General features: G+C 66.5%; 21 protein-coding genes and 4 tRNA genes. 12 read left to right on the top strand and 13 right to left on the bottom strand.

Going from position 1 to position 18611, the window contains the following annotated elements; all coding sequences use genetic code 11:
• Positions 1-5 precede the first annotated feature (5 nt).
• Positions 6-1265, bottom strand: coding sequence for an efflux RND transporter periplasmic adaptor subunit (locus EBL84_RS14720; protein ID WP_223807031.1), 1260 nt, complete (start codon positions 1263-1265; stop codon positions 6-8).
• 349 nt (positions 1266-1614) lie between these two features.
• Between EBL84_RS14720 and EBL84_RS14715 the strand changes: the two genes are divergently transcribed.
• The 3 genes from EBL84_RS14715 (at position 1615) to EBL84_RS14705 (ending at position 3855) form a co-directional block, all read left to right on the top strand.
• Complete coding sequence (locus EBL84_RS14715) at positions 1615-1842, top strand: hypothetical protein (RefSeq protein ID WP_123141501.1); 228 nt, start codon at positions 1615-1617, stop codon at positions 1840-1842.
• 452 nt (positions 1843-2294) lie between these two features.
• A complete protein-coding gene (locus EBL84_RS14710) occupies positions 2295-3023 on the top strand; it encodes a hypothetical protein (RefSeq protein WP_123141500.1) in 729 nt (242 codons plus the stop codon).
• Positions 3013-3855, top strand: coding sequence for a DUF3037 domain-containing protein (locus EBL84_RS14705; RefSeq protein WP_123141499.1), 843 nt, complete (start codon positions 3013-3015; stop codon positions 3853-3855). Before EBL84_RS14710 ends, EBL84_RS14705 begins: the two co-directional genes overlap by 11 nt.
• Positions 3856-3863: 8 nt before the next feature.
• On the opposite strand, the gene EBL84_RS14700 is transcribed toward EBL84_RS14705, so the two are convergent.
• On the bottom strand, positions 3864-4130 hold the full coding sequence (locus EBL84_RS14700) for a hypothetical protein (protein ID WP_062273843.1): 267 nt from the start codon (positions 4128-4130) through the stop codon (positions 3864-3866).
• A 498-nt stretch (positions 4131-4628) separates the two neighbouring features.
• Here EBL84_RS14700 and EBL84_RS14695 point away from each other — a divergent pair, with 498 nt between their 5' ends.
• Complete coding sequence (locus EBL84_RS14695; RefSeq protein ID WP_123141498.1) at positions 4629-5012, top strand: hypothetical protein; 384 nt, start codon at positions 4629-4631, stop codon at positions 5010-5012.
• Between the two features lie 41 nt (positions 5013-5053).
• Positions 5054-6161 (top strand): IS3 family transposase gene (locus EBL84_RS14690; RefSeq protein ID WP_369958052.1). Its coding sequence is split into 2 segments (ribosomal slippage): positions 5054-5307 and positions 5306-6161, totalling 1110 coding nucleotides; the frame shifts between segments, so codons are not numbered across the junction.
• A gap of 36 nt (positions 6162-6197) precedes the next feature.
• Here EBL84_RS14690 and EBL84_RS14685 read toward each other — a convergent pair.
• Entirely contained in the window at positions 6198-7706 is a 1509-nt protein-coding gene (locus EBL84_RS14685; RefSeq protein ID WP_123141497.1) for a sulfatase-like hydrolase/transferase, read from the bottom strand.
• 67 nt (positions 7707-7773) lie between these two features.
• Positions 7774-8259, bottom strand: a complete 486-nt coding sequence (locus EBL84_RS14680; protein WP_082806176.1) for a pilin — start codon at positions 8257-8259, stop codon at positions 7774-7776.
• 974 nt (positions 8260-9233) lie between these two features.
• Between EBL84_RS14680 and EBL84_RS14675 the strand changes: the two genes are divergently transcribed.
• On the top strand, positions 9234-9794 hold the full coding sequence (locus EBL84_RS14675; protein WP_123141496.1) for a tetratricopeptide repeat protein: 561 nt from the start codon (positions 9234-9236) through the stop codon (positions 9792-9794).
• Between the two features lie 55 nt (positions 9795-9849).
• On the opposite strand, the gene EBL84_RS14670 is transcribed toward EBL84_RS14675, so the two are convergent.
• The 9 genes from EBL84_RS14670 to EBL84_RS14635 all read right to left on the bottom strand — a co-directional run bounded on the left by EBL84_RS14670 (position 9850) and on the right by EBL84_RS14635 (position 12965).
• The gene (locus EBL84_RS14670; RefSeq protein ID WP_123141495.1) at positions 9850-10284 is read right to left on the bottom strand and encodes a zinc ribbon domain-containing protein; all 435 of its coding nucleotides are present in this window, start codon (positions 10282-10284) and stop codon (positions 9850-9852) included.
• Positions 10285-10287: 3 nt separating this feature from the next.
• Complete coding sequence (locus tag EBL84_RS17395) at positions 10288-10881, bottom strand: superinfection immunity protein (protein ID WP_223807029.1); 594 nt, start codon at positions 10879-10881, stop codon at positions 10288-10290.
• A 370-nt stretch (positions 10882-11251) separates the two neighbouring features.
• Complete coding sequence (locus EBL84_RS14660) at positions 11252-11629, bottom strand: DUF4124 domain-containing protein (protein WP_190287982.1); 378 nt, start codon at positions 11627-11629, stop codon at positions 11252-11254.
• Positions 11630-11723: 94 nt separating this feature from the next.
• On the bottom strand, positions 11724-12116 hold the full coding sequence (locus tag EBL84_RS14655) for a hypothetical protein (RefSeq protein ID WP_123141493.1): 393 nt from the start codon (positions 12114-12116) through the stop codon (positions 11724-11726).
• Positions 12116-12280 carry a hypothetical protein gene (locus EBL84_RS17125; protein ID WP_190287981.1) on the bottom strand — a complete coding sequence of 55 codons (165 nt, stop codon included), beginning with the start codon at positions 12278-12280 and terminating at the stop codon, positions 12116-12118. Before EBL84_RS17125 ends, EBL84_RS14655 begins: the two co-directional genes overlap by 1 nt.
• A gap of 133 nt (positions 12281-12413) precedes the next feature.
• Positions 12414-12489, bottom strand: a tRNA-Lys gene (locus tag EBL84_RS14650).
• 65 nt (positions 12490-12554) lie between these two features.
• Positions 12555-12630, bottom strand: a tRNA-His gene (locus EBL84_RS14645).
• Between the two features lie 121 nt (positions 12631-12751).
• Positions 12752-12828: transfer RNA gene (locus EBL84_RS14640), tRNA-Arg, on the bottom strand.
• Positions 12829-12888: 60 nt separating this feature from the next.
• Positions 12889-12965, bottom strand: a tRNA-Pro gene (locus EBL84_RS14635).
• A 164-nt stretch (positions 12966-13129) separates the two neighbouring features.
• Here EBL84_RS14635 and folD point away from each other — a divergent pair.
• The 6 genes from folD (at position 13130) to EBL84_RS14605 (ending at position 18443) form a co-directional block, all read left to right on the top strand.
• Complete coding sequence (gene folD, locus EBL84_RS14630) at positions 13130-13987, top strand: bifunctional methylenetetrahydrofolate dehydrogenase/methenyltetrahydrofolate cyclohydrolase FolD (protein WP_123141492.1); 858 nt, start codon at positions 13130-13132, stop codon at positions 13985-13987.
• 53 nt (positions 13988-14040) lie between these two features.
• Positions 14041-14487: a PGPGW domain-containing protein gene (locus tag EBL84_RS14625; RefSeq protein ID WP_123141491.1), complete on the top strand. Its 447-nt coding sequence runs from the start codon at positions 14041-14043 to the stop codon at positions 14485-14487.
• Positions 14488-14855: 368 nt separating this feature from the next.
• Positions 14856-16838, top strand: a complete 1983-nt coding sequence (locus EBL84_RS14620; protein WP_123141490.1) for a TonB-dependent siderophore receptor — start codon at positions 14856-14858, stop codon at positions 16836-16838.
• A gap of 26 nt (positions 16839-16864) precedes the next feature.
• Positions 16865-17386 (top strand): molybdopterin-dependent oxidoreductase, encoded by a 522-nt coding sequence (locus EBL84_RS14615; protein WP_123141489.1) that lies wholly within the window; start codon positions 16865-16867, stop codon positions 17384-17386.
• A gap of 17 nt (positions 17387-17403) precedes the next feature.
• Entirely contained in the window at positions 17404-18051 is a 648-nt protein-coding gene (locus tag EBL84_RS14610) for a MotA/TolQ/ExbB proton channel family protein (protein WP_123141488.1), read from the top strand.
• Positions 18051-18443: a biopolymer transporter ExbD gene (locus EBL84_RS14605; RefSeq protein WP_123141487.1), complete on the top strand. Its 393-nt coding sequence runs from the start codon at positions 18051-18053 to the stop codon at positions 18441-18443. Before EBL84_RS14610 ends, EBL84_RS14605 begins: the two co-directional genes overlap by 1 nt.
• Positions 18444-18611: the final 168 nt, after the last annotated feature.

Below are 18611 nucleotides of genomic sequence, written 5' to 3'. Positions count from 1 at the left end.
TGGGCTCAGTCGCGCGCGGCGTCGTCGCCATCGCCGCCACCGTTCTCGCCGCTCGAACCCGGCCCGGTCGCGGCGAGCGGGTCGCCGGGCGGCGTGGTGGTCTCCGGGCGCACCTGGATACCCGGGCGCACCTTCTGGATGCCGTAGAGCACGATGCGCTCGCCGGACTCGAGCCCCTCCTCGATCACCTGACGGGTACCGAAGCGCTGCCCGGTCTTGACCCGGCGGCGCTCGACCTTGTCGTCGTCGCCGACCACCAGCACATAACTGCCGCCCTGGTCGGTGAGCAGCGCCGCCTGCGGCACCACCACCGCCGAGACCGCCTCGCGCCGTTCGATCACCACGGTGACGAACTGCCCGGGCAGCAGCAGCTGGTCGGGGTTGGGGAACTGGGCGCGGATCAGCACCGTGCCGGTGGTCTCGTCGACCTTGTTGTCGAAGAAGTCGAACCAGCCGTCGTGGGGATAGAGCGAGCCGTCGGGCAGGCGGATCTGCGGCACGAAATGCTGCTTGCCGGGGGCGGCCAGCTCATCCGGGTCCTGTCCCTGACGTGCCCGCGCCCCGGCCTGCGCCAGCTCCAGGTACCAGGTCTCGGCGATCGAGAAGGCGACCTTGATCGGGTCCATGCGGTTGATGGTGGCCAGCACCCCGGAGGCGGGTTCGACCAGGTTGCCGACATCGAAGGCGGCCAGGTCGATGCGCCCGGCGATCGGCGCGCGGATCTCGGTGTAGTCGACGTTGAGCTGGGCCTTCTGGATGTCGGCCTGGGCGGTCTCGACCGCCGCCTCCTGCACCAACACCTCGGCCTGGGCCTCGTCGACCTTCTGCTGGCTGACGTTCTTGGCCTTGGCCAGCTCCTGATAGCGCGCGAGATCGACCTGGGCGCGGTTGAGCGAGGCCTCGGCGGCACTCAGTTGCGCCTCGGCCTGGGCGAGGCTTGCCTGATACTGCTCGGGCTCGATGCGAAAGAGCAGATCATCGGTCTCGACCTGGCCGCCCTCCTGGAAGGCGCGCTCGAGCAGGAAGCCGGTCACCCGCGCGCGCAGCGCCACGGTATCGGCCGCGCGGGTCTTGCCGACGAACTCGAAATAGGGATTGACCCGCTCCTCGGTGACGGCGATCACCCCGACCGAGGGCGGCTCGGCGGCGGGCGGCGCATCACCGCCGGGGACACAGCCAAGGATCAGCAGCGAACACAACGACAACACCGCCCCCGAGCGACGGGCAGACCGGAGCGGCACGGCGCCGCGCGGCATCGAAACCATGGAACATCCTCCGCGCGAGGTGGCATGGGGGCGCCGGGCAAGGCGCCGGGTGCAACCGACCGAGCCAGACCGGCACCGGGGAAGTCGCACACTCACTGGGGACAAGGTTAGCCCGCCACCGCAGCAACGCAATAACCTTATTTTCGCGCCTGACGCGATCGCACATCGCGCCCTTATGAAAACAATCGCTTAGCCTCGTGACAGCATGCGCCGGGCTCGGACGAACGCGCTCAGCCCGTCTCGGCAGCGCCGAGAGCGCTAACCACTCGCCCCATGCAACCCACAAGATCGGGGCGGTTTTGCTAGACTGACGCGACCCAAAATTCAACCTGCCCAGACCACCGAGACCATGCGCCTGCTGACCCTGCTGCTCGTCGCCCTGTTCGCGCTCTCGACCACCGCCTGTGGTGGCGCCGCGCGGGCCCAGAAACGCGCCTACAAGGCGCAGGAGACCGTCGCCAAGGAACGCCTGCGACTGATCGATGAGTATCAACGCTGTGTCGACAAGGCCGGCACCGACGCGCTCAAGCGCGAGGGCTGCGAGAGCCATCTCAAGGCCGCCCAGGCGCTCGACTGAGCGCGACGTCGAGACCGACCGCGGACACCCGGCGGCGGCGCCCCGGCGCGGCGGTGTTTGCCGTCCGACAACTTCGGTTGTAGGCTTGTACGGATGCGTTGGCGCAACCGGCTTGGCCAGCGGCGCTGCGCGCAGTCGCCGACCCGGCGCGAGCCGGTCGCACGCGGCGGCACATCGCGGCAGATGACCTCGCGGCCCGTGCCGACACCGCCCGGGCGCTAGCCCTTAGGTGGCGCATCACTGCCGAGCGGCGAAGAGCCGGCAGGCCCCGCAGCGACCACGCCGCCCTCCCCGTCGTCGTCCACCGCCGACGCGCCGCCCAGGCACCACCGGGCGCGCGCCGCGTCCGTGCGCAGTGCGACGGTGCTCGACGGCGGGCGGTCGGGCGCGGCCGATCTCGAACTACTGAACCAGATTGCGGACCCCCTGGCCCGCAAGGAGTGAGCCCCCTCATGCAGGGACGCCTGTGGCCCTTGGAAATCGTGCGTCTCGACCCCGTCGATCTGGGCGAGAACGACCTGCGCGCGATCGGCGTCGGCATCGACGGCCTGACCTACGCCATCAAGCGCAGCAGCGACGCCGCGCTGCTCCCCGCCACCGAGCTGATCTGCACCCGCCTGGCGCTGGCCTGCGACCTGCCGGTGCTCGGCGGCGAGATCGCGCAACTGCCCGACGGCACCATGGCCTTCGCCTCGCCCTGGGAGGGCGGCACCCTCGCCACCCAGGAGGCGCGGGTGTTGCTGATGACCAAGGGCGGGGTGTCGAGCCAGGTGCTTTCGGCGATCCTCGCCTTCGACCTCTTCGTCGGCAACCAGAACCGTCATCTCGGCAACTTCCTGGTGCGGCGCGACCCCAACCACAGCGTCGCCGCGGTGGTCGCCACCGACTTCAGCCGCGCCCTGCTGATGGCCGGCTGGCCGGTACCGATGCTCTCGCCGACCTGCAACACCCTGGTGGTGGCGCACGCGCTGATGCGCCTGCACGGCTTCGATCGCGACGCCGCGCTGCGCGTCACCGGCCGGCTCTACTCACTCCCCAACGATACCCTCGAACGCTGCTGTCGCGACCTGCCGCCGCACTGGCTGCCGCACGGCATCGCGGTCAAGCTCGACGACTGGTGGCGCAACCAGCGCATCGCCCGGCTCGAGCAGGTCGCCACGGTGATCGATCATGCCTTCTGAACGTCTCAAGTACGCCGTCATCCGCGTCGTCCCCGACACCCGCCGCGGCGAGACCGTCAACATCGGCGTGGTGGTGTTCCGCCCCGCGGGACTCGACGTGCGCCTGCTGCCCTCGCTGCACAAGGTGCGCGCGCTCGACCCCAGGTTCGACGAGCAGATGCTGCGCGACTACCCGCCCTACTTCTCTGCCCTGATCGAGGGCATCGAGCGCCCCGAGCAGCAGCACCAGGTGCTCGCCAACCTCGGCAGCATCCGTCTCTCGGCGCTCGGCGAGTTCCATCTCGAACAGGGCCAGGACTACGAGCAGCAGGTGCAGTCGATCCTCTCCGACCTGGTCAAGCCGCCGCTCAAGCACAAGCGCGTCGAGCCCGTCACCCGGCTCGAGACCGTCATCCGCCAGCAGTTCGAGGTGCTGCAGCTGCTCGCCAAGCAGGAGGACGACATCGACCGCGGCATGGTGGTGCCCAAGTACCCGATCGAGGGCCACGGCAACCTCTATGTCGACTTCGCGCTGCGCAAGGAGCGCTGGATCGTCACCGAGACGATCGACTTCAGCGGCTCGCCGAGCACCCTGCGCGGGGCCAAGTTCAAGGCCTCGGCGCTCAAGGCGCTGACCCTCGACGCCGCCGCGCGCAAGCTCAAGGGCGAGACCGTGCCGCTGGTCGTCTACCAGGCGGCCACCGACGAGATCCTCGAGGCGGTGCAGCCGAGCATCGACCTGCTCTCGGACTACGCCCAGCAGCTCTACAACTACGCCGACGCCGACGAGCGCGCCGCCTACTTCGACCGCATCGCCTACGCCGCCGGCCAGATCAAGGCCCCGCCCTACTGAGCGCGGCGCTAGTCCGCCCCGCCGACCTCGGCCCGCGCCCGCTGCTGCTCGCGCAGCAGATGGGCCAGCTCGTCGTCGATCGCCGCCTTGCGCCGCGCCTGCTGCACCGCACCCTCGCGCCGCACCGACTGCTCCAGCGCCACCGCCATCTCCATCGGAGAGCGATGGTCCAGCGCGCGCGACTGCGCGATCAAGCGATCGAGCGACAGATCCCCGGTCTCCGGCACCCGCAACAGGATGCAGGCCAGCTCGTGCCGGGTGAAAAGCTCATTCATACCTCTACCTCGTTAGCAACCGCGCCGTCCCGTGCGCCACCGTCGATGGGCATCGAACGACACCCGAGCGGGGCATTCTAACCGCTGGCGCCAGGGGGGAATGCAATCGGCTTCCAGCGGCCAGCCATCAGCCACCAGCACTGGCGGCTGGAGGCTGATCGCTAGCGGCTGACTAGAACCGCAAAGACCCAAAGGGCACGAAGGGTGATGACCGATCAGCGGTCAGCCGGAGGGCAGGCTCGGCACTCATCACTGGAGGCAGGAGGCTGATCGCTGATCGCTGGTGGCTGATTCGAACCGCAACAGAGGGATCTTGCCCGTCAACCGCCGGTCATCTGCGTCGGCCCTCCTTACTGGCGGCTGGCGGCTGGCGGCTGACCGCTGGAAGCTGGTCGCTCGTCCGCTCCGCGGATACCGGATCGCGGTGCCCGGTGCTTTACTCCGGCGGGGGTAAGCTGCGATCCTTGATGCCGGTTCCCTTGGAACAGCCCCAGCCTCATGGACGACCCGACCGCGCTGATCGAACACTTCTCGCAACTCGCCCCGCTGCTGCGTCATCCGCTGGTACTGGCCGGGTTCGCGCTGCTCCTGTTCTTCGGGCTGGGTCACGCGCTGCTCAAGCGCGGGATCATCCTGCCATTACCCGCCAACACGGCCGGGACCATCCTGCAACGGCTGCTGCAATACGGCTTCGTGCGCGCGCTGGTGACGATCGTCTTCGCTCTCGCACTGCAACTCGTCCGCCCCGACCAACAGCCCTGGCTCTATGGCTTCTTCCCCGCAACCCTGGTGATCGTGCTCGGTTTCGTCCTGCTGCTGCACAAGGACCGTCGCACCACCGCCCCTGTCCCCTTCCCCAAAAATAGGTCCAGCGAAAAGTAGAGACCGACGGCATGATGGTGGCCGAGCAGAGGAGAGCCCACATGCGCAAGAGCAAGTACAGCGAGCAGCAGATCGTTGACGCACTGCGTCGTGCTGAGTCTGGAGTGGCCGTCAAGGACGTGTGCCGGGAGCTGGGCGTCAGTGCGGCGACCTTCTATCAATGGCGCTCGAAGTACGGGGGGATGGAGGCTTCGGACCTGAAGCGGCTGCGCGCGCTGGAGGAGGAGAATCGCCGGCTCAAGCACATGTACGCCGACCTGAGCCTGGATCACAAGATCCTGAAGGAGATCGTCGAAAAAAGCGCTGAGCACCAGGGCGCGGCGCGCCCTGGTGGGTGAGTCCATAGCCGAGGGTGTGAGCAAGCGGCGCGTCTGTCGACTGCTCGGGCTGAGTCGCTCGGTGTTCGACTATCACGCCCGCCCGCGTGACGACGGGCCGCTGATCAAGGCGCTGAGCACGCTGGCCGAGCGCTATCCATCCGCCGGGTTCCGCAAGCGCTATGTGCGGCTGCGCCGCGCCGGACATCCCTGGAACCACAAGCGGGTCTGGCGGGTGTATTGCGCGCTCAAGCTCAATCTGCGGCGTCGGCGCAAGCGGCTCCGGGCGCTCCGCCCGCCGCAACCGCTGGTGCAACCGATCCGTCCCAACCTGCAATGGTCGGCCGATTTCATGAGCGATGCGCTGAACAGCGGCATGAGTTATCGCACCTTCAACCTCATCGACGACTACAACCGCGAGGCGCTGCGTATCGAGGTCGACGTCTCGCTGACCTCGGCGCGCGTCATCCGCGTACTCGAACAGGTCATCAGCGTCCGGGGGCGCCCCGAGCGTCTGTGTCTCGACAACGGGCCGGAGTTTACCAGCACCGCCTTCCAACGTTGGGCCACCGAACGTGGCATCGCCCTCGACTTCATCAGCCCCGGGAAACCGACCCAGAACGGCTTCATCGAGCGCTTCAACGGCAGCTTCCGCCGCGAGGTCCTCGATGCCTGGCTCTTCAACACCCTCGAGGAGGTTCGCCAACAGGCAGACGACTGGCTCGACGAATACAACCTGCGCCGACCGCACGAATCGCTCGGCGATCTTTCACCAATCGAGTTTCTCAACCGCCGCGGACATGCTGCAGTGTCTATTTATGGACGGACCTAAAAAGTGGGAGTTGACAATTTCATTCAAATTTACCCATCAAGAATCAGCAGACCAAGTCTTCCACAAACCCATTCTCCATTTCTTGACCATCTCAAAAAAATTGTGTTTTCCGTACTTCTCAACAAGCGTTTCTTGTTCAGACAAAAGATTTCGCCCCAAGGCTAAAGAGTCAACATTCCAACCGAGCATGCTTAGCAATGTCGGATAAATATCCAATGTTGTTGATTCGCGCTCGACAACCCCACTAGGAACATTCTCCCCACGCACTATAAAAAGATTTGCTCTTTCCTCATCTTTACCCTCAAAGAAGCCAGACGCATCGCTCCTCATCATCAAATGATCTGAAGCGACAACCACCAAAACGTCTCGCCCCCTGGATTTCGCCTCTTTTTCGATTGAAAGCACAAAGTCATAAATCATTGAGTCCGCGCATTTTACTGCGTTAAGAATTGGATACTCGCCAACTCCATAGACAACATCATCACAACCAGGAGTAACATGCCCGCTCGGAGGGTGAGTATCTAGCGTCAGGACAAACAGAGAAAAATGTTCACCCTCATCGGCAAGCTCCTTAAATTTTTCTAGCGAAAATTCGAAAACATGATCATCATAAACACCCCACTTAGAAGTAGCCAAAGGCTTTTCGGCCACAGCCTGCAACTCTTCCATCCCGTAGACTTCATCAAATCCATGCTCTTTGTAGAAGCGACCCTTGCCCGCAAAATCTAGACTAGCGCCTCCGACATAAACATTACGGTAGCCATTAAACCGCAAAACATCACCAACACAGGTCGCACCAGGAACGAACCTGAGGCCATCAGAAAAGTCGTTTCGATTAGACTTGTATGTAGCAAGAGGGATTCCGCACTGACTCGAAACCATTCCAGCAATAGTCCAGTCAGTCATTGGAGCCTGCCGAATCCCAGCAAAAGACAAACCTCCAGCCTCTAGCTGCTCAATCTTGCTTATGAGGCCAGGAAACAAGGAATCTTCAAAAAAAGTCCTCTCCAAGCTCTCTGCATAAACAAAAACCAAATCACGACGACCACTAACAGCAACATCAAAATCTTCAAAAGAAGACATCTCATGGTTTAAAACAATCAAATCTCTCGGCGACCACCACTGACTTAAAATCATTTTTGCTTCTATGATGGAAGGATGCAAAAAAACCGCGAAGCAGGCAACTGAAAATGAAATCACAAGCTGCGTAAAAGTGGAAATCAAAAAAACAGGACGCCGACACCTGAAATTAACGATAAAAACAAAAAAAACAACAGACAAAAAAACAAACGAGAAAAAAACGATCAACTCGAACTTAAAAGAAAAAACATCTACCCCCTCAAAACCTTTATACAGATGAAAAAACACAGCCTGATTGACGCCCTCACCTGTAAATCTGTCAGACACATAGAAAAAAAGACTTAACAACAAAGAAAAAAAAGCAAGTAAAATGCTAATCCAAAAAACAAAACCTGAAGAAAACAGTGTCACCGCAAGAAAAAATAGCAAAAGACTTGAAACAACAGGTATTAAAATCAGGTTCATCTCCGCCTCACAAAAAAAGACAGCGAACCACTAAGGCCCGCTGCCCATTTATTTACTCGCTAACTGATCAGAGCGTCGAACGGCAAGAGCCAGGCAGGTATTTTGCCGGAACCGTACCACTACCAGTTGCACCTGCACACTCAAACCCATAAAGTTGAGTCGGCATATCAGCGGTTGTTGCAGCAGTACCAGGAGCGGTAGTCGGAGTCAAGACGATCGTAGTACCATTCAACGCCGCGTCGATACTATCGTTCGCAACTGTCACGGTAATCGCCCCATTCGCGCCAGTCGTCACAGATGCAACGTATTGGGTACCAGAACTCGATTCACACCCCCAGGCACCTGCGGCTGGTGCATTGGCGGTAGTACCGGACTGATAGACCTCAGCAACCGTGGTTCGACACTGACTCGCCGCCAGAATGACCTCGGACATCTTGGCCTTGGCCATATAGTCCTGATACGCCGGCAGCGCGATCGCCGCCAGGATGCCGATGATGGCCACCACGATCATGAGTTCGATCAGGGTGAAGCCGGCTTGTAGTTGCTTCTTCATGGAGTGGTTCTCCGGTTTTGGGATGAACTGAGCCTGTCTCGTCGGGAGACGGGGCCGACATGGCGGTGCCGGTCCTGGTGCCCCTGTTATCAAGTTCCGGGCCAACCATGCGAGGTCTGTGCAAGCCTTTGTTTTTGCGATCAGGGGATGAGCGCGGCAGTGGCTGTCACCCGAACCCCCGCGACAATCCACAGGCCCGTGTCCGGCCAGCAGGGGTGACAGTCCACAGACTGACATGCCAAGGGGGTGACAGTCGCGTCACCAGCCATCAGCCACCAGTGGGTGCGGGCCGGGGGCGGTGGCGCGGGACCGATCGGAGGGCGTGGGCGGTGACGGGGGACAGGGTCGAACCACAAAGGCGCGAAGCACACCGCCAAGCGTCGGCCGGGCAAAACGCAGCGTGCCCGGCGATCAGTCGCCAGCCACCCGTGAGGAGACCGGTTGACTGGCTCCCGCGCCACAGCTGGTCGCAACCGTCCGCTGCGGGGAGGCTGACCGCCGACGGCTGCTCCGCTCGCCTCTTGGCATGCTGCGCGACCTTGCGGTCCAATCCCCTGGCGACCGGCGACCGGCGACCGGCGACCGGCGACCGGCGACCGGCGACCGGCGACTGACAGCTGGCAGCTGGCAGCTGGCGGCTTTTCCGCCTTGTCTCTTCGCGTCCTTCGCGGCGTTGCGGTTCTCCCCCCTGGCAACTGATCGCCGAAGGGGTCTCATCCTCGCCCTCGCGCCTTTGCGCGCCTTGACGCTTTGCGGTTCAATCCGGTCGGGGGGACGAGGAGGCGTCGCAGCGAGCGATGGCTCGGGCAGGGAGTGCCGACCACCACACGCAAACAACCCAACCTTGCCAATCAAACAGTGACCACTCGCCGGCGCGATGGTCGGCGACGCGTTGGGCGGTGTCGCGCCAACCCCAACCTTTAGGACCACGACCACGGACGGGCCAGCGTCGAGCAACCGGGAGAACACTGGAGATGCCATCGATCTGTCTGAACACCGCGAGCGCCGTCACCGGACTGAGCCGACGCACGCTGCAGCGCTACATCCAGGAGAGACGGCTGACGGCGATCCGTGACGGTGACGATGGCAAGACCCGGGTGGAGTTGAGCGCGCTGCTGACGCTGACCGGCACCAGGCTCACCGAGCCGGAGCGGACGCTGGCGCTCGCCGCCGACCAGGGCGACCCCGGCGCGCAGTACGAGTTCGGCGTGTGGCTGCTCGAACGCGCGCGCCCGCCCCAGGCGCGCGACTGGTTCCAGCAGGCCGCGCGCGCCGGACACGCCGATGCGATGTGTTGGCTGGGGCGCGATCTGGTGCTCGGCGAGGGCGGCACGCGCGACGAGGCGGCGGGCAGCGCCTGGCTGGGGCGCGCGGCGGCGCGCGGCTCGGCGCTGGCGCAGGCGCTGACTGCGGAGTTGGGCAGCCCGAGCGGGCTGCAGGCGCGTGCGCGCGAGGACCTGGGCGCACTCGAACAGCTGCTCGACGCCGCCGAGCGACGGGTGCTGCTCGAGGCGCTGCAGGCGACCGCCGGGTAGGTCTCTCGCGCGGACCGAAGTCAGGCCGCCGGCTGACGCCGCACCGGGTCGCGGCTCAGCGCACGTGGTGCTCGATGATGGCCTCGATATCCGCCGGCGCCCAGCGCGCGCGCCGATCGGCGGGGTGCATGCCCTTGCGGTTCATCTCCTCGGCGATCGCCGCCGGCGCGCGCGACGCCGCATAGCGATCGGCGATCAGCGCGACCTGTGAGCGGGCCGGTTCCTGGAGGTAGGGATAGCGCGTGCCGCAGTGCTTGCAGCGCCTGGCGTCGAAGGCGATCGGCTCACGGCACTGGCTGCAGGCGATCGACCTTGGCGCGAGCGCGCCCCGCGCGGGCCGGGGCGCGAGCGACGGCAACAACCCGACGACCAGACCGAAGGGCCCGAACAGCAGCCCGACCAACCCCCAGCCCAACACGTCCCGCCCGCGGGCACTCGCGATCACGCCGCTGAAGACCGGGAACAGGACCCACAGCATCAGCAGTGCCATTGTTCAGCCCCTCGCCGTCGAGGCTGGATCGCTCACCCCGGCTTCGGTCGCCCGATCGCGATTGTCCTCGGTGAAGGCCCAGACCAGCGCCCCGACCCAACCGAGGAAGGTCCAGCCGAGGAACAGATCGAGCACGAAGATGGCCACGGCCTTGGTGTGACGTCGCTCTTGCGCGACCAGAGCGGGGAGGAAGTACAGGACGAGCGCGAACACCATGGCGCCCAGGTTGAGCAGCGCGGCCCAGGAGACGGATTCCACGGCCGTCAGCCCGATCAGCGTGACGACGAGCAGACCGACCAGAAGGATCAGCACCCCTCGGACGGCCATGTCAAACACCTTGCCGACGGACAGCGTACCGCCCCCGCCGCCCCTGGCGCGACGCCCCCCGTCGCGCTTCGCCCGCACGCGTGCCGCGCTGTGCCGCACGCGACGAGGGCTCTGCCCGGAACGGGCCGTCTGGGGGCGGTGGCCCGGATGCCCGCCGTTCTCCACCCCACAGTTGCGACAGACCCAGGTCGACGCGTCTCTCGCGACCATCGTCTGACACTGGCACGCACGGCAACGCCGCCATTCGCTATCGTCGAGTGTATCGCCCATGCCCGCGCTCCTTTGCAAATCATCGGTTGTGCCACCCGAGAGACCCGCCCGGCCACGCGCACAGCACGGTCATCGGCCAGGCCTCCACTCGGCAATATATAGCGCACGGTTTCATGCGGGGCGGGCGCGTCCGTCGCCGCAGCGCCGCCGGATCGACGCCCGAGCGTGTCGCGGCACGCCCGCGCCGAGCAGCAAAGAGGGTGGATGCCGAGACGGCATTGGGTGTCCAGCAGACGCCTGGTAGTGGATCGCCGAGCGGTGTTCCCGGTCGTTGCGCGCCTTGCAGCGGCAAACCCTGCAGACACTGGCCTTTCGTACAAACGGCAAGGCCGTTGCGCGGCACGATCAGACGATCGTGCCGCAGCGGCCGCTACCGCGCGACGACCATGAACACCTGATTGCTTGCGCGACTGAGGTAGCAGTCGTACCAGGTCGCACCGCCGTATCCACCGTAGCCGTTGCGCGCGTTCACCTTGATCGGCAGCCGTTGCGCAACGATCTCGCGATTGGCATAGGTGATGATCTTTGAGCCCATATCACCGATCTCGACGATTTCGGCGCTCGCAGGATCCTTGAAACGGGCCTCTTTGACGCAGTGCTCGGCAAGCGCCTCCATGCTCGGGCGAGACGTGTCGCGGGCCGAAGCGGCCCAGACCTTGACGCGCTCGGACTCGCCAGCACATGGCACCTGCGAAAACGTCACCGCCCCGGTGTCGGGGTCCGTGCACGTGTAGACGCCCGCCCACACCGCCGCTCACCAGAGCGTGGCGACGACGGCCAAGGTCATTGCTGTCCCGTGCATGATTCACCTCCCTTGCGATTGACCTGAGAGGCGTGTGGATCTACACCACCAGCAGCATCAAGGTCATCCGCCAATACGGCGTCTGATCCGCGGCATAGAGCACGGGTTCGGCGAGGATGGCGCGACCGTCGCCGTCGTAGCGCCAGCGGACCTGATGGCTGTGGCCGTGGCGTTCGAGGGTCATCGCCAGCTCGGGGAGCGCGGCCCAGGCGCTGAGGGTGTCGAGCCGGTCGCGGTCGATCCAGGCGGCGTCCTCGGCCCAGGGGCGGAGGGTGAGGGCGCGATACTGCAGGGTGGCGACCTGCACCAGGGCCGCGCCGCCGAGGCTGGGGGTGATGCTCTGGCGCACGCCGGTGCGGGCGTGCTCGTCCTCCCAGTAGAGATCGTCCGGGAGCTCGAGCGTGGCGCCGCTGTCGAGCCGGGTGAGGCGCATCAGACCATCTGCACGCGGAAGTACCTGGACCGACCCGCGCCGGTCTTGGTCGGGTCGAGCAGCACCTTGCCGATGACCTCGAGCGCGGCGAACTCGGCACCGAGCATCGACTGGAGGGCTCTCGGCTGGTCGATGCGTGCACGCATGAACGCCGAGCTGGTCATCCGTGCCCTCGACATGGCCCATGCCCGGCGCCGTCCGCTGCACCATTCCGAGCAAGGTCGGCCAAGCGGCTGGCGACTGGAAATCGCAAGCAATAAAAAAGGCCCTCCGCGAACGGAGGGCCTTTTTCGTATTTGGTGGGCCGTCTAGGATTCGAACCTAGGACCAATGGATTAAGAGTCCACTGCTCTACCAGCTGAGCTAACGGCCCGTTTTTCTAGAGCCGTTAAGCTTAAAGGACTTTTGCTGCCTTGTCAACTTACGTACTCTTTAATTTGGGGTGGACGATGGGGATCGAACCCACGACCACAGGAATCACAATCCTGCGCTCTACCAACTGAGCTACGTCCACCATAGCTACTTCGCATTCGTCGATATCGCCGATGCGATTAGCTGTGCATTATACCCAATCCTTGGAGAGATGCAAGCTCTTTTTTTCGCCAAGCCCGATTTTCGTTGCCGTGGCTTGCGATTGGCACGCCCGGCAGGATTCGAACCTGCGACCCACGGCTTAGAAGGCCGTTGCTCTATCCGACTGAGCTACGGGCGCTCGTGGCGGCGCAGCGGCGGGCAGGACATCTGTCCGTGCTCGCGACCTGGCGGCTGACCTTGGTCGGGGTAGAGGGATTCGAACCCCCGACATCCTGCTCCCAAAGCAGGCGCGCTACCAGACTGCGCTATACCCCGGTTTCGATCGAATCAGTTCGACCCGAAATCGAAGAGCGCTTAATTTACGCAGCCGCCTCCCCGCTGTCAAGCACCAATGATCGTCCGATTCGCCGACGACGGATTCCATCGCCACCGTCGCGCACGATATCATGCGCCATTGACCCCGTATCATTAGGAAGACCATGACCGCACAACTCCTCGACGGCAAGTCGATCGCCGCAGACATCCGCCAGCAGATCAAGACCCGGGTCGACGCCCTGCTCGCCGCCGGCCAGCGCGCCCCCGGCCTGGCGGTGGTGCTGGTCGGCGAGAACCCCGCCTCCCAGGTCTATGTCCGCAACAAGCGCAAGGCCTGCGCCGAGGTCGGCTTCCGCTCCGAGCTGCACGAGCTGCCGGCCTCGACCACCCAGGACGAGTTGCTGGCGCTGATCGACCGGCTCAACGCCGATGCGACCATCGACGGCATCCTGGTACAGCTGCCGCTGCCCGAGCAGATCGACGAGGCGCTGGTGACCGAGCGCATCCTGCCGACCAAGGACGTCGACGGCTTCCATCCCTATAACGTCGGTCGCCTGGTGCTGCGCATGCCGCTGCTGCGCCCGTGCACGCCCAAGGGGGTGATGACCATGCTCGCGCGCACCGGCCAGTCGCTCGCCGGGCTCGACGCGGTGGTGATCGGCCAGTCGAACATCGTCGGTCGGCCGATGGCCCTGGAGCTGCTCGCCGCGCGCTGCACCGTGACCATCTGTCACAGCCGCACCAAGGACCTCGCCGAGAAGGTGCGCGGGGCCGATATCGTGGTCGCCGCCGTCGGTCGGCCGGGCTTCGTGCCGGGGGAGTGGATCAAGGCGGGGGCGACGGTGATCGATGTCGGCATCAACCGCACCGATGAGGGCAAGCTGGTCGGCGACGTCGACTTCGCCGGTTGCGCCGAGCGCGCCGCCTGGATCACCCCGGTGCCCGGCGGGGTCGGTCCGATGACCATCGCCAGCCTGCTCGAGAACACCCTCCAGGCCGCCGAGCTGCACGCCGCCGGCTGAGGCCGCGCGCCGGGCGCCGTCGCGCCCGGCGCCCGTTCAGGATCCCCGTCACCATGATCGAAACCGCACTGCACTGGGTGGAGGTCCACCAGGCGCTGAGCGCCTGGATCGCCGGCCTGTCCGTCGCCGTGTTCCTGCTCTCGCTGCTCTCGCTGCCCTTCCTGGTGGCGCTGATCCCGGTCGATTACTTCGCCGCCCCGGCGCACCGCCCCGACCGGCTGCGCCGTCATCACCCGCTGGTCCACGCCGTGCTGCGCCTGGTCAAGAACCTCAGCGGCGCGTTGCTGCTGCTCTGCGGCCTGCTGATGCTGGTGCTGCCGGGCCAGGGGTTGCTGACCATGCTGATGGGGCTGATCCTCCTCGACTTCCCCGGCAAGTATCGGCTCGAGCGCCGGCTCGCGGCCAACCCCCAGCTGCTCGGCGCGATCAACTGGCTGCGCCGCAGCCGGGGTCTGGCGCCGGTGCTGCCACCGGCCCCGGACGAACACGCCGGGCGCTGAGCCGCCCCGCCCCGCCCGGCACGGTCCCCGTTCCCGTCCGGGCACCCCCGATCCGCGCCCCATTCCGGGGCATGCCGCACGCGCGACGCCCCTCAGCGTGCGGCGCGTTGTATACAAAACGACATAACGCTCCCTCGTCGAGCGCCGCGACGCCGCCTGTCGCTCACCCAAAAAACTCCTACCAGACAATGCGATAGCACCTCATCGACCGCCGATGCCCGATGGTTGGCACCGATCCTGCTTCAAGCCCCTCGCACGACGACCGCAGCCGAGGGGTGGCCACGTCTAGCGTTATATAACAACGAATATAGCGACCCTCCCCGGCCCTGATCCCCGGGCGCCCCGGCGCCCCGACCGGAGGAACGACAGTGAACGCGTGGACGCAACGCCTCTCCCTGGGCGGACTGCTGGGCCTCGGCCTCGGCGTCCAGGCCACCCCCGCCGAGCAGGTCTACACCCTGGGCACCATCACGGTGAGCGCGCCGACCCCGGCGCTCGGCGCGCTCGACAGCGGCCAGGTCGCCTCGGTGCTGACCAGCGAGACCCTGCGCCGCTTCGACCGCGACACCCTCGGCGAGGCCCTCGACCTGCTCTCGGGGGTGAGCGTCACCACCAACAGCCGCAACGAGCAGACCCTCGACCTGCGCGGCTTCGACGCCCGTCAGGTGCCGATCTTCATCGACGGCATCCCGGTCTCCGTCCCCTATGACGGCTATCTCGATCTCGGCCGTTTCACCACCACCGATCTCTCGGCGATCCAGGTCGCCAAGGGCTTCAGCGCCATGGCCTATGGCGCCAACACCCTCGGCGGCGCCATCAACCTGGTCTCGCGCCGCCCCGAGCGGGCGCTCGAGGGCGATCTCTCCGTCGGTCTCGCCGCCGACCACACCCGTACCGGCACGCTCAACCTCGGCACCAACCAGGGCCAGTGGTACCTGCAGTTCGGCGCGAGTTGGCGCGACAGCGACGGCTTCCCGCTCTCCGACGACTTCCAGCCGACCGCCACCGAGGACGGCGGACGACGCGACAACTCGGATCAGCGCGACGCGCACCTCTCGCTCAAGCTCGGCTGGACACCCCGGGGCGACGACGAGTACGCCATCAGCTACTACCGCCAGCACGCCACCAAGGGACAACCGCCGTCGACCGACGCGCGCTCGGCGCGCTACTGGCGCTGGCCCTATTGGGACAAGGAGGGGGTCTACTTCCTCTCGCGCACCGCGCTCGGCGAGCACGAACGGCTGCGCCTGCGCCTCTATCTCGACGACTACGACAACGCCGTCGACGCCTACACCGACGCCAGCTACACCACCCGCAAGACCTCCGGGCGCGGCAGCCTCGGCCCGAGCGGGCGCAGCATCTACGACGACCGGGTGTTCGGCGGCAGCATCACCCTCGAGAGCACCCGGCTCGACCACCACCAATTGCAACTGGCGCTGCACCACAAGCACCAGCGCCACCACGCCGACGACACCATCGAGCGCACCGAGGCCTTCGAGGACGCGCTGAACTCGATCAGCCTCGAGGACAGCATCACCCTCGGCCCACGGCTGCGTCTCGCCCTCGGCCTCGCCCACCACCGCATGCGCCCGCTGCGCGTCGACAAGATCAGCGACCCGGTCGCGCTGCCCGACGCGCAATCGGCCACCGACGCCCAGGCCGGGCTGTTCTGGTCGCTCGACGCCGACGGCAACGACCTGCTCTATGCCACCGTGGCGCGCAAGAGCCGCTTCCCCACGCTCAAGGACCGCTATTCGCTGCGCCTCGACACCGCCATCCCCAACCCCGACCTGCGCACCGAGCACGCCCTCAACTACGAACTCGGCTATCGCGGCAGCCCGCGCCCGGGGCTCGAACTCGAGGCGGCGCTGTTCGCCAGCAGCATCACCGACCTGATCCAGCGCGTCGACGACGTCGAGCCCGACCGCTACCAGATGCAGAACGTCGGCGAGGTCCAGGTGTTCGGGATGGAGTTCGGCGCCAACGCCGACCTCGGCGCGCGCTGGCAGCTCGGCGCCCACCTCACCCTGATCGACCGCGACAACCGCAGCGACCCCGACCGGCGCCTCACCGGGGTGCCCTCGCACAAGCTCACCGCCCACGCCCGCTTCATCCCCGCCGAGCGCTGGGAGACGCTGCTCTATCTGCGTCACGAAGGCGCGCGCTGGAGCTCCGACAGCGAGCGCCTCGACGCCTTCACCACCCTCGACCTCAAGCTCGCCGTACACCCCGCCAGCGCGGTGACGCTCGCCACCGGGGTGCGCAACCTCGCCGACAGCAACTACGCGCCGAGCGCCGGCTACCCCGCCGCCGGGCGCACCTGGTTCGTCGAGGCCAACTACCGATTCTGACCCCAACGCCCACGGAGGACTCCCCCATGCGCCCATCACCCCGTCTCATCGCCCTGCTGCTCGCCCTCGCCGCCGCCCCGGCGCAGGCCGTCAACCCCTTCGTCTCGCACCGTCTGGCGATCGACGGCGCGGTCGAGCAGCCACAGCAGCTCACCGTCGCCGACCTCGCCAAGCTGCCGCTGCACCGCATCGAGCGGGTGCCGGTGATCTGCCACACCGGCGCGCACATCGCCGACAAGCACCACCTCGAGGGGGTGCTGCTGCGCGACCTGGTCGCGCGCGCCCACCCCAAGGTCGACACCCCGCGCGGGCTGCGCACCCTCGCCGTCACCGCCGGGGCCAGCGACGGCTATCAGGTGGTGTTCTCCTGGGGCGAGCTGTTCAACACCCCGATCGGCGAGCAGGTGCTGGTGTACTTCCGACACGACGGCCAACCGCTCGACGACACCGAGGGGCGCATCGCGCTGATCTCCAGCGCCGACCAGCAGACCGGCGCACGCCACGTGCGCTGGCTCGACCACATCGAGGTGCGCCAGTTGGCGCGCTGAGGCGACGGAGACCGACCATGCCATCGCTCGATACCCTCGCGCGCCTCGCCGCGCACACCGGCGGCCTGCTCTACCCGCTGGCGCTGCTGCTCACCCTCACCCTGGCGGTGAGCCTGGAGCGCGGCTGGGCGTTGCGCAGCCTCGATCGGCGCGGCGAGCGCCTCGCCCGCGCCCTCGCCGGGCTCGACGCGGCCGATCGCGGCGGGCTCGCCGGGCTGCTCGAGGCCCGCCCCCACGCCGTCCACGCCGCGCTGCTGCGCTGCGCGCTGACGCCGCCGGAGACGGCGGCGCCAGCCGGCGCCCTCGCCGCCCGGCTCGACGAGCACATCCTCGCCATCCAGCCACAGCTCGATCGGCGCCTGTGGGTGCTCGACACCGCCGTCACCCTGCCCCCCCTGCTCGGCCTGCTCGGCACCATCGTCGGCATGTTCCACGCCTTCGCCGCGCTCGGCGGCGAGGCCAGCGGGCGCGCCCAGGCGGTCACCGGCGGGGTCGCCGAGGCGCTGGTCGCCACCGCCGCCGGGCTGCTGATCGCGGTGCTCGGGCTGGTCGCCTTCAACGCCCTCGGCGAGCGCGCGCGCCGCGCCGGGCACCAGCTCGAGGTCATCAAGGTGATGCTGGTCAACCGCTTCGCCGGCGCCGCGGGCGGCGCGGGGGCGAGCTGATGGCCTATCCCCCCCGCCGGCGCGCGCGCATCGAGGTGGTGGCGATGATCGACATCATCTTCTTCCTGCTCGCCTTCTTCATCCTCGCCACCCTCGAGACCCTCCCCGCGCGCGGGCTCGACGGCCAGCTCCCGGCGAGCGCCACGGCCTCCCGCCTCGACCCCGCCGACGTGGTGATCGTGCTCGCCCGCAACGGCGCGATCAGCGTCGCCGGCGCGCCGCTCGACCACCAGCGGCTCACCGCGCTGCTCCGCGACAAGGGCCCGCGGACCCAGGTGACCATCACCGGCGCCGGCGCCGCCGCGCTCGCCGACCTGGTGGCGGTGATGGACGCCTGTCGCGCCGCCGGGATCACCGCCATCGCCCTGGCCACCCGCGAGGTCGGGGCATGACTCCCCCCGCGCCGCGCTTGCCCGAGATGCCCTGGTGGCTCGCCGGCACCCTCGCCCTGGTCCTCCAGGGCGCGCTGCTCGCGCTCGCCGCCGGGCGGGTACCGATGGCCGAGGGCGGCGAACGCGCCGCGGACACCCCGCTACGCCTGCGGCTCGCCGCCGCGCCCG

Source organism: Marichromatium sp. AB31 (assembly GCF_003718685.1).
GTDB lineage: Bacteria > Pseudomonadota > Gammaproteobacteria > Chromatiales > Chromatiaceae > Marichromatium > Marichromatium gracile.
The sequence above is the reverse complement of the archived record's forward strand: the minus strand, read 5'-3'. Positions and strand labels throughout refer to the sequence as shown.